Annotated in this window: 8 protein-coding genes; 2 read left to right on the forward strand and 6 right to left on the reverse strand. The window is 61.5% G+C overall.

Features of this window, described 5'->3' with window-relative positions; translation table 11 throughout:
- Nucleotides 1-89 precede the first annotated feature (89 nt).
- The 3 genes from HEP69_RS10195 to HEP69_RS10205 all read right to left on the reverse strand — a co-directional run bounded on the left by HEP69_RS10195 (nucleotide 90) and on the right by HEP69_RS10205 (nucleotide 4,205).
- The gene (locus HEP69_RS10195) at nucleotides 90-845 is read right to left on the reverse strand and encodes a sulfite exporter TauE/SafE family protein (protein ID WP_290558407.1); all 756 of its coding nucleotides are present in this window, start codon (nucleotides 843-845) and stop codon (nucleotides 90-92) included.
- Between the two features lie 19 nt (nucleotides 846-864).
- Nucleotides 865-2,643, reverse strand: a complete 1,779-nt coding sequence (gene xsc, locus HEP69_RS10200; RefSeq protein ID WP_290558408.1) for a sulfoacetaldehyde acetyltransferase — start codon at nucleotides 2,641-2,643, stop codon at nucleotides 865-867.
- 98 nt (nucleotides 2,644-2,741) lie between these two features.
- Nucleotides 2,742-4,205 carry a PLP-dependent aminotransferase family protein gene (locus HEP69_RS10205; RefSeq protein WP_290558423.1) on the reverse strand — a complete coding sequence of 488 codons (1,464 nt, stop codon included), beginning with the start codon at nucleotides 4,203-4,205 and terminating at the stop codon, nucleotides 2,742-2,744.
- A gap of 122 nt (nucleotides 4,206-4,327) precedes the next feature.
- On the opposite strand from HEP69_RS10205, the gene HEP69_RS10210 reads away from it, so the two are divergent.
- Complete coding sequence (locus HEP69_RS10210; RefSeq protein WP_290558409.1) at nucleotides 4,328-4,639, forward strand: metalloregulator ArsR/SmtB family transcription factor; 312 nt, start codon at nucleotides 4,328-4,330, stop codon at nucleotides 4,637-4,639.
- Nucleotides 4,632-5,663: a permease gene (locus tag HEP69_RS10215; RefSeq protein ID WP_290558410.1), complete on the forward strand. Its 1,032-nt coding sequence runs from the start codon at nucleotides 4,632-4,634 to the stop codon at nucleotides 5,661-5,663. The genes HEP69_RS10210 and HEP69_RS10215 overlap by 8 nt, the downstream gene beginning before the upstream one ends.
- A 204-nt stretch (nucleotides 5,664-5,867) precedes the next feature.
- Here HEP69_RS10215 and HEP69_RS10220 read toward each other — a convergent pair whose 3' ends face one another.
- The 3 genes from HEP69_RS10220 to fabB are packed head-to-tail and all read right to left on the reverse strand — an operon-like array spanning nucleotide 5,868 to nucleotide 8,290.
- The gene (locus HEP69_RS10220; RefSeq protein ID WP_290558411.1) at nucleotides 5,868-6,254 is read right to left on the reverse strand and encodes a hypothetical protein; all 387 of its coding nucleotides are present in this window, start codon (nucleotides 6,252-6,254) and stop codon (nucleotides 5,868-5,870) included.
- A 9-nt stretch (nucleotides 6,255-6,263) separates the two neighbouring features.
- Nucleotides 6,264-7,052: an enoyl-ACP reductase gene (locus HEP69_RS10225; protein WP_290558412.1), complete on the reverse strand. Its 789-nt coding sequence runs from the start codon at nucleotides 7,050-7,052 to the stop codon at nucleotides 6,264-6,266.
- A gap of 8 nt (nucleotides 7,053-7,060) precedes the next feature.
- Nucleotides 7,061-8,290: a beta-ketoacyl-ACP synthase I gene (gene fabB, locus HEP69_RS10230; protein ID WP_290558413.1), complete on the reverse strand. Its 1,230-nt coding sequence runs from the start codon at nucleotides 8,288-8,290 to the stop codon at nucleotides 7,061-7,063.
- Nucleotides 8,291-8,798 lie beyond the last annotated feature (508 nt).

Here is an 8,798-nt window from a genome sequence, read left to right on the forward strand (position 1 = left end):
GATCTGGCAGGCTGGCAAGAATTTTCCGCTTTTGGCCCGCCAGTTGGAATATTGGATTTCATTTTCCTGAAAGGGAAGGGCAATCGACCTCATGCGCCGACCCCCAGACGGATCAGTCCGACGGTCGCCAGCCCGATCAAGAGCGTGAGGCAGACGGGTTTGTAATACCCCTCCCATCGCGGGGTGAAGAGCGCCTTGCCCAAAAACACGCCTGCCAGCGTCGGGAGAATCAACAGAACCCCGCGTGTGGCCGATTGTGCGGTCATCGTACCGACAAGCAGATGTGTCATCAGGCCGATGCAGCCCGCGCCCAGCATGTAGATGTTGAGCGTGCCGCGCATCCGGCGGGCGGGCAGGTCGCGCACCATGGCATAAAGGGCGATCAGCATACCCCCCGCGCCCGCGATGCCGGTGATGATCCCCGCCGAGAGGCCCGTGGCCGCGGTGCCGGGTCCGGTGGCGAGGATCGGCAGGCGCAGCCGCATCAACTGGGCCAGCGCCAATACGATCAGCACCGACAGCGCTGCGGTCTTGGACGCCACCGGATCAATCGCAAGCGAAATCAGCAAACCCAAGGGCAACCCGATGGAGGAGGCCAGGATCAGCGTCAGCGCCGTTCGACGGTCTGCATCGGCCCAGCCACCTTTCATCAAAATAACGGAGGCTGACATTTCCAGAAACCAAAAGACCGGGATCAACTGGATTGGCGGGATCGCCACGGCCAGCATGGCCATCGCCAAAGCCGAGAGGCCAAAGCCCGCGAACCCGCGCACGGCCCCCGCCAGAAAACAGGCACAGACCGCAAATGCGGCCACACCGGGCGAGAGGCCCAGCAGGTCGTTCATACGGTGGCCTGCATTTGGATCATACCACTTGCGGGCGCATATCCGCAGGATCGATGCCCGCCACGGCAACCGGCTTTTTCATTGCATCACGACGGAACGGCTCACCAAGCTCCTGATTGATCATCGCCTCGATCAGGGTGGTTCTGCCATGGTTCATTTGATTGTCGATGGCCTTGTTGAGCGCCGCTGTCAGCTCCTCCATGGTGCGGGCCACGACACCCTCCAGACCGCAGGCCTTGGCGATCCCGGCATAGGAGACCTCCTGATCCAGCTCGGTGCCGACGAAGTTGTCGTCGAACCACAGGGTGGAGTTCCGTTTCTCGGCCCCCCACTGATAGTTGCGGAACACGATTTGGGTGATCGCGGGCCATTCGCCCCGGCCAATCGCTGTCAGCTCGTTGACCGCGATGCCGAACGCGCCGTCGCCTGCAAAGCCCACCACGGGTACCTCGGGCTGACCGATCTTGGCGCCCACGATGGCGGGCAAGCCATAGCCGCACGGCCCGAAAAGACCAGGGGCGAGGTATTTTCGCCCTGTGTCAAAATCCGGGTACGCGTTGCCGATAGCACAGTTATTGCCGATATCCGAACTGATGATTGCCTCGCGCGGCAGCGCGCTTTGGATCGCGCGCCAGGCCATGCGGGGGCTCATCCAATCGGGTTTGTCGGCCCGCGCGCGCTGGTTCCAGGTGGTGCCGGGATCGTCCTCTTCGTGATCCATGGAGCTCAGTTCCTGCGCCCAGGCCGATTTTGTCTGAGAGATCTTGGCCCTTCGCGCGGCCCGGCCCGCATCGCCTGCGGTCCCGCTGAGACCGGCGAGGATGCCTTTGGCCACCTTGGCCGCGTCGCCCACGATGCCCACAGTCACTTTCTTGGTCAGGCCGATGCGGTTGGGGTTGATATCGACCTGGATGATCTTGGCCTGGGCGGGCCAGTACTCCATCCCGTATCCCGGCAGGGTCGAGAACGGGTTGAGCCGCGTGCCAAGGCACAGCACCACATCGGCCTCTTTGATCAACTGCATGCCCGCCTTGGAGCCGTTATAGCCCAAAGGCCCCGCAAACAGCGGATGCGCGCCGGGAAAGGCATCATTGTGCTGATAGCCCACGCAGACCGGCGCATCGAGCCGTTCGGCCAGCGCGATGGATGCCTCGATGCCGCCCTGTGACAGGACCACGCCCGCGCCGTTCAGAATCACAGGGTTCTTGGCTTCCGACAAAAGGGCAGAGGCTTTGGCCACCGAGTTTTCGCCCCCCGGAGAGGCCTCGAACGCAATTGGTTCCGGGATCTCGATATCGACGACCTGGGTCCAGAAATCGCGCGGGATGTTGATCTGCGCTGGACCCGACAGGCGTTTGGCCTGGCTGATCGCACGGGTCAGCACTTCGCCCACGCGGGAGGGGTCGCGCACCTCTTCCTGATAGGCGACCATATCCTCAAAGAGCTTCATCTGCTCGACTTCCTGGAACCCGCCCTGACCGATGGTCTTGTTGGCGGCCTGCGGCGTGACCAGCAAAAGCGGAGTGTGATTCCAGTAGGCGGTTTTGACGGCTGTGACGAAATTGGTGATGCCGGGTCCGTTCTGGGCGATCATCATAGACATCTTGCCGGTGGCGCGGGTGTATCCATCCGACATCATCCCGGCCGAACCCTCATGCGCGCAGTCCCAAAAGGTGATGCCCGCCGCTGGAAACAGATCCGAGATCGGCATCATGGCAGAGCCGATGATGCCAAAGGCATGCTCGATGCCGTGCCGCTGGAGGACTTTCACAAAGGCTTCTTCGGTGGTCATTTTCATAGGCGTCTCTCCATCTCATTGGGCCCCGGACACCGGTTTGTCTAAGGCCCGGTGGGGGCGCGGGTTAGGGCCAAAGCCTGACCCCGCTTAGGTCCAGTCTATGCCATCTCTTTCAGCCCTGCCGCCAGATGCGCTACGCCCTCGTCAATCCGCGAAGTCGGGATCGAGGAATAGGCCAGGCGATAGTAATGTCGCGGCCGATTGGCAGCCTCAAAGAACGGCGCGCCCGGTTCGATCAGAACAGACTTTTCGCGCAGCCGCAGGTCCAACTCGGCCGTGTCCACATGGGCAGGCGCCTCCATCCAGAGCGAGCTGCCACCATAAACGCCGCGCCCTGCGATCCTCAGCCCGTGCCGGGCAATCGCGGCCTCTACCATTTCGCGCCGCTCGTGCAGTGCCTTGGCGGTGCGCCGGATCTGGGCATCGTAATGGCCCAGCGACAGGAAATAGGCCGCCGTGCGCTGAACATGTCCCGGCGGGTGGCGCAGGACCTGCGCCCTGAGCGCGCGCGCTTCACGAATGAACGGCTCGGACCCCACGAGATAGCCCAGCCGCAGCCCGGGAAAGAGCGATTTGGAAAAGCTGCCCACATAGATGACACGCCCATCTTCATCGAGAGACTTAAGCGCCGGCGAGGGCGGACCGAGGAAAGACATCTCGAACTCGTAATCATCCTCGACAATCACGGCACCCAGATCATGCCCGCGCTTCAGGAGCGCCCGCCGCCGCTCCAGCGGCATGGTCGCTGTAGTGGGCGTTTGGTGACTGGGGGTGACAAAGACCACATCCGTTCGGTCCGGCAGGCAATCGGGTGGCAACCCATCGGAATCCACCCGCAGAGGCGTCAGCCCACACTCCATCTTGTGCAGAATATCGCGCAGCGCGTGATAGCAGGGATCTTCGATGGCGGCGTGTTTGCCGCTCCCCAGCAACAGCTGCGCTGCGAGCCACAGCGCGTTTTGCGCGCCCAGTGTGATCAGGATCTCTTCGGGCCGCGCGACGATGCCCCGGCGTGGCAGGGTGTGGCGCGCGATGAACTCGATCAAGAGCGGATCGTCCTGATCGTAATAATCCGTGGTCAGCGTGGTGAAGTCTCTCTGCCCCAACGCGCGCACCGCGCAAAGCCGCCAATTGGCATGATCAAAGAGCGTGGGATCCGCCTGTCCATAGATGAAAGGATAGCGGAAATCCTGCCAGTTATCTGGTTTCCGGGGCGTATCTCCGCCAGTGAACCGATGTGCTAGCGCGCGCGACCAATCGACCTTGTCGGTGGTTTTGGTCGTTGGCGCATAGGCGGGCGGGACGGGGGCGGTGTCGGAAACGAAGTATCCCGATCGCCCGCGCGAGGTGATATAGTCATTCGCCAATAGTTCGGTATAGGCCAGCGTTACGGTGATCCGGCTGACCCCGAGATGGGCGGCGAGTTTCCGTGAGGACGGCAGCTTCTCCCCGCAATGAAACCGGCCCGAAAGGATGCTCTGGGCAATCATCTCCTGGATCTGCGCCTGAAGCGTGCCGGGCCCATCTTGGCGAAGAAAGAATGTGTCGACCGAAACAACCATGTCACAGGATAGGCTGGACATAAGCCGGGTGCAATCTGGACCGATAGGGGCCATGCAAAAAGGGCTAGGCAGCCGCATGATAAAACTATAAAACTAGTTATATAGAATCAATGAAGGTGATCATGACCTGGGAAGAAGCCGCAACAGGATTTGCCGCAATGGGATCGGAGGCACGCCTGCAGGTGCTGCGCGCTCTGATCCGCGCCGGGGAGCCCGGATTGAGTGTGGGCGACATTCAGGATCGTACGGGCATCGCGCCCTCGACCCTGGCCCATCATCTGAAATTTCTCGCAGGCGCCGGTGTGGTCGTGCAGGAACGCGTGGGTCGTGCCGTCATCAACCGCGCAAATTTCGAGCAGTTGCAGCAATTGGCGGGGTTCATCCTCAGCGAATGCTGCGCCGAAGAGGTCAGGGAGGCCGCAAACAATGGTTGAGACAACACAAACGATCCGCACCAGTCGCAGGCTCGGCCCCATGCTCAAGACACCCTGGGCGGCGATCATGCTGATCCTGGGGCTGGTGGCGATCTTGGATCCCGGCAATCTGATGGAGACGCTACGCTTTGCCGTGCGGGCACTGGCCCATACCGCGCCCTATATCGGGTTTGCGGTGCTGATGCTGGCCTATCTCAAGGCGACGGGAGCCGAGGTGATGGTGGCGCGCGCGTTTCAGGGGCGCGAAACGCGGATGATCTTCCTGGCGGCGATCTTTGGCGGGCTCGCGCCGTTCTGTTCGTGTGAGGTGATCCCCTTTATCGCGGGCCTTCTGGCGCTGGGTGCGCCCTTGTCGGCGGTGATGGCGTTCTGGCTCGCCTCACCGCTTATTGACCCGCCGACCTTGCTGATCACCGCTGCTGCCCTCGGCTGGCCCTTCGCGATTGGCAAAGCGGTGGCGGCTGTGGCGCTGGGCCTGATGGGCGGTCTTGTGATCCAGGCGCTGATGCGCCGCGGTGCCTTCGCAGCCCCGCTACGCGTGTATCAACGCAGCGGTTGCTGCGGGGCTGGCCCGAGACAGGATGCCACACCGGTCTGGCGGTTCTGGAGGCAGGCATCCCGACGGCTGCATTTCCGTCAGGAACTGATTTCAAACGGTCTCTTCCTGCTGAAATGGTTGGCTTTGGCCTATACGCTGGAGGCTTTGCTTGTCTCATATGTGCCTGCCGATCTGATCGCCGGTTTGGTTGGCGGAGAGGGTGTGGTGCCGATCACCATAGCTGCCATTGTCGGCATGCCCGCCTATCTCAACTCCTATGTCGCTCCACCCCTTCTGGCCGGGTTGATGACCCAAGGGATGAGCGCGGGGGCGGCGATGGCCTTTATGATCGCAGGGGCCGTCAGCTCGATCCCGGCCATGGCGGCGGTCTGGTCTCTGGTCAAACCGCGTGTCTTTGCCACCTATCTGGCGCTGGGCGTGTCCGGAGCGATCCTGTCGGGTATCGTCTTTCAGGCGTTTGCCTGAGCGTCACCTGTTGCCAGGCAGGAGCGGCTGCGCCGCATTCTATTCTATTTGTGCGGGGCCGCACGGGCCTTGGGACGCTGTCCCAAACCCTGGGAGTATTTAAGGCCAGAAGAAGCAGAGGTGCTCGCTCACAGTTCTTCTCTTTCAAAATACCGGCGGGGGAGGCCGCAGGCCGGGGGCAGAGCCCCCAGATCCCGCCGCAGATCATCCCGCGCAACGGTGCAGGCGCCGGAGGCGGTAGCTGATTTCCTCCGTGACGGTGTCGCGCCGCCGCTCCAGACAGGCCATGTCTCCCAGTTCGTTGGAAATCGCGCCTTCGATTTCGGTCAATTTCAACTCCCGGCCGTCTGGCAGGCGTACATCGATGAACACGCCTGAATTGGCGTCCTGCATCAGCGGTGTCACAGCGATCACGTCGGCTCGGATGTAAGCGAGATGCTCCATCCTATCCGGGTTGGAGATCCTGACGATCAGCCAGAACATCACGGCAAAACCAATCACAAGACCGACTGGTATGCCAAATCGTCTGATGTTGACATAGGCGGTTACTGCGCGGTTTGGACCAAGGATCTTGGCGAGCAAGGATAGCATGGTTCGTGCTCAGAGATGGTCGAATTGCGGCATGCCCAGCACGTGGAAGCCACCATCGACACGGATGATCTCTCCTGTTGTGCAGGCACCGGCATCCGACACCAGATAAACGGCGGTGCCGCCAACTGCCTCCAGCGTTGCGTTCGCGCGCAGCGGTGCGTTCTGATCGGTGTGCTTGTAGGTCTTGCGTGCGCCTCCAATGGCCGCGCCAGCCAGCGTCTTCATCGGGCCTGGGGAGATCGCGTTCACGCGGATGCCTTCGGGCCCCAGGTCATTGGCCAGATATCGGGTTGCGGCCTCCAATGCCGCTTTGGCCACGCCCATCACGTTGTAATTGGGCACAACACGGTTGGAGCCTTGATAGGTCAGGGTGATCAGCGTGCCGCCGTTTTCGATCATCAACGGGTGAGCGCGCCGCGCCACTTCGATGAAGGAGTAAGCACTGACGTCCATGGAGTTCTTGAAATTCGCGCGGCTGGTGTTCAGGATCCGGCCCGTCAGCTCGGATTTGTCCGAAAAGGCGATCGCATGGATCACAAAATCAATGGTCGGCCAGCGCGCGGCCAGTTGGTCGAACGCGGCATCGAGCGAGGCATCGTCGGTCACATCGACATCGACCATGAAATCGGAGCCCAAACTTTGGGCCAGCGGTTCCAGCCGTTTGCCAAAGGCCTCTCCCTGATAGGTAAAGGCCAGCTCTGCCCCTGCCTGATGCAGCGCGCGCGCGATGCCCCACGCGATCGACCGTTCATTGGCCACACCCATGACCAGCCCGCGTTTTCCATCCAACATACCCATAACGCCGTTCACCCTTGATATTTCGACAAAACCATCGATCCGTTCGTGCCGCCAAAGCCAAAGCTGTTGGTCATCACGCTGTCGAGGTTTGCGTTTTCCGTGTACTCCGTCGCGATCTCTGCGGGGTCCAGTGCAGGATCCAGCGTTTCGACGTTGATAGAGCGGGTGATGAAATCCCGGTCGAGCATCAGCAAGCTGAAGATTGCCTCAAGCGCGCCAGCCGCCCCCTGGGCATGGCCAGTCATGGACTTTGTGGAACTGATCGGCGGGGTGGAGCCTTGCCCGAAGACACGGCGCACCGCCTCAACCTCGCCCACATCGCCGACAGGAGTCGAGGTGCCATGCGCATTGATATAGCCGACGGTGCGATCCGGTGGCACCGTCTCCAGCGCCAGCCGCATGGCCCGCTCGCCGCCCTCGCCCGAAGGGGCCACCATGTCGTGGCCATCGGATGTCGCTGCATAGCCGGTCACTTCGGCATAGATCTTAGCACCGCGCGCGCGGGCATGCTCCAGTTCTTCGAGCACCACGATACCTCCGCCACCTGAAATGACGAACCCATCGCGGTTTGCATCGAACGCGCGGCTCGCGCGGTCCGGGGTGTCGTTGTATTTCGAACTCATTGCGCCCATCGCGTCAAAAAGGCACGAGAGGGTCCAGTCCAGTTCCTCTCCACCGCCAGCGAACATCACGTCCTGCTTGCCCAGCATGATCTGCTCGGTCGCGTTGCCGATGCAATGCAGGGAGGTTGAACAGGCCGAGGTTATGGAATAGTTGATGCCCTTGATCTTGAACGCCGTCGCCAGATTGGCGCTGACGGTGGAGGACATGCATTTTGGCACGGAAAATGGCCCGATCCGCTTGGTGGCGCCTGTCTTCAGAACTGTCTGATGTGCGGTCAGAATCGCTGAGGTCGAAGGTCCACCCGATCCCGCAACCAGACCGGTGCGGGGGTTGACCACATCGCCGTCCTCCAGGCCCGCGTCTGCAATCGCCTGTTCCATCGCGATAAAGGCATAGGCGGCACCCGGCCCCATGAAACGCAGCGTCCGCTTGTCGATATGTTCGGACGGGTCGATTTTCAGCGTGCCCGCGATCTGGCTTCGAAACCCATGCTCGGCCATCTCTGGGCTGGCCACAATGCCAGAGGTTCCGGCCCGCAACGCGGCTTCTACCTCGTCCACGTTATTTCCGATGGATGAGACGATGCCCAGCCCAGTGACGACGACGCGGCGCATGTGCGCATTCCTCCGTTGATCCGACGTCTGTGTAGGACAGCCCGACCCGATGGCGCAACCAGATAGAGCCGCCTGGCGGGTGTGGCGCGGGCGTTATGATGGCAAATGACAAGGTCTGGGAATTGCGGGCATCCGTCCGAACGCGCTACGGACTGAGCCGTCACGCACGCGCCAGAGTGGCCTGACTCAATTGGATCATCATGACCATAGCCGGGGGATTTAGTATCCACTCACTGGAGCAAACCCACCGACTTCCAGTCGGTCCTGCTTTAGCGTGAATCAAAGACCTAAAGCGTTCCGCCCAAAACCTGGATCATTGGGATTCCCTTGCGGTTTGATGTGTGATTCATCCTGTTTGGGAGGATGGATCATGTCAGCACCATTACCAGATGCACTGCGGTTGCGGTTTCAGCGATTGATTGAAGAAGGGTTAAGCGGGCGCGCGGCGGCCTTGCGTCTTAAGGTTTCGCCGGCGACGGGGGCACGGGGGGGTTTTCGGATCCCCCGA

This window comes from Aestuariivita sp. (assembly GCF_021404545.1).
Lineage (GTDB): Bacteria > Pseudomonadota > Alphaproteobacteria > Rhodobacterales > Rhodobacteraceae > Aestuariivita.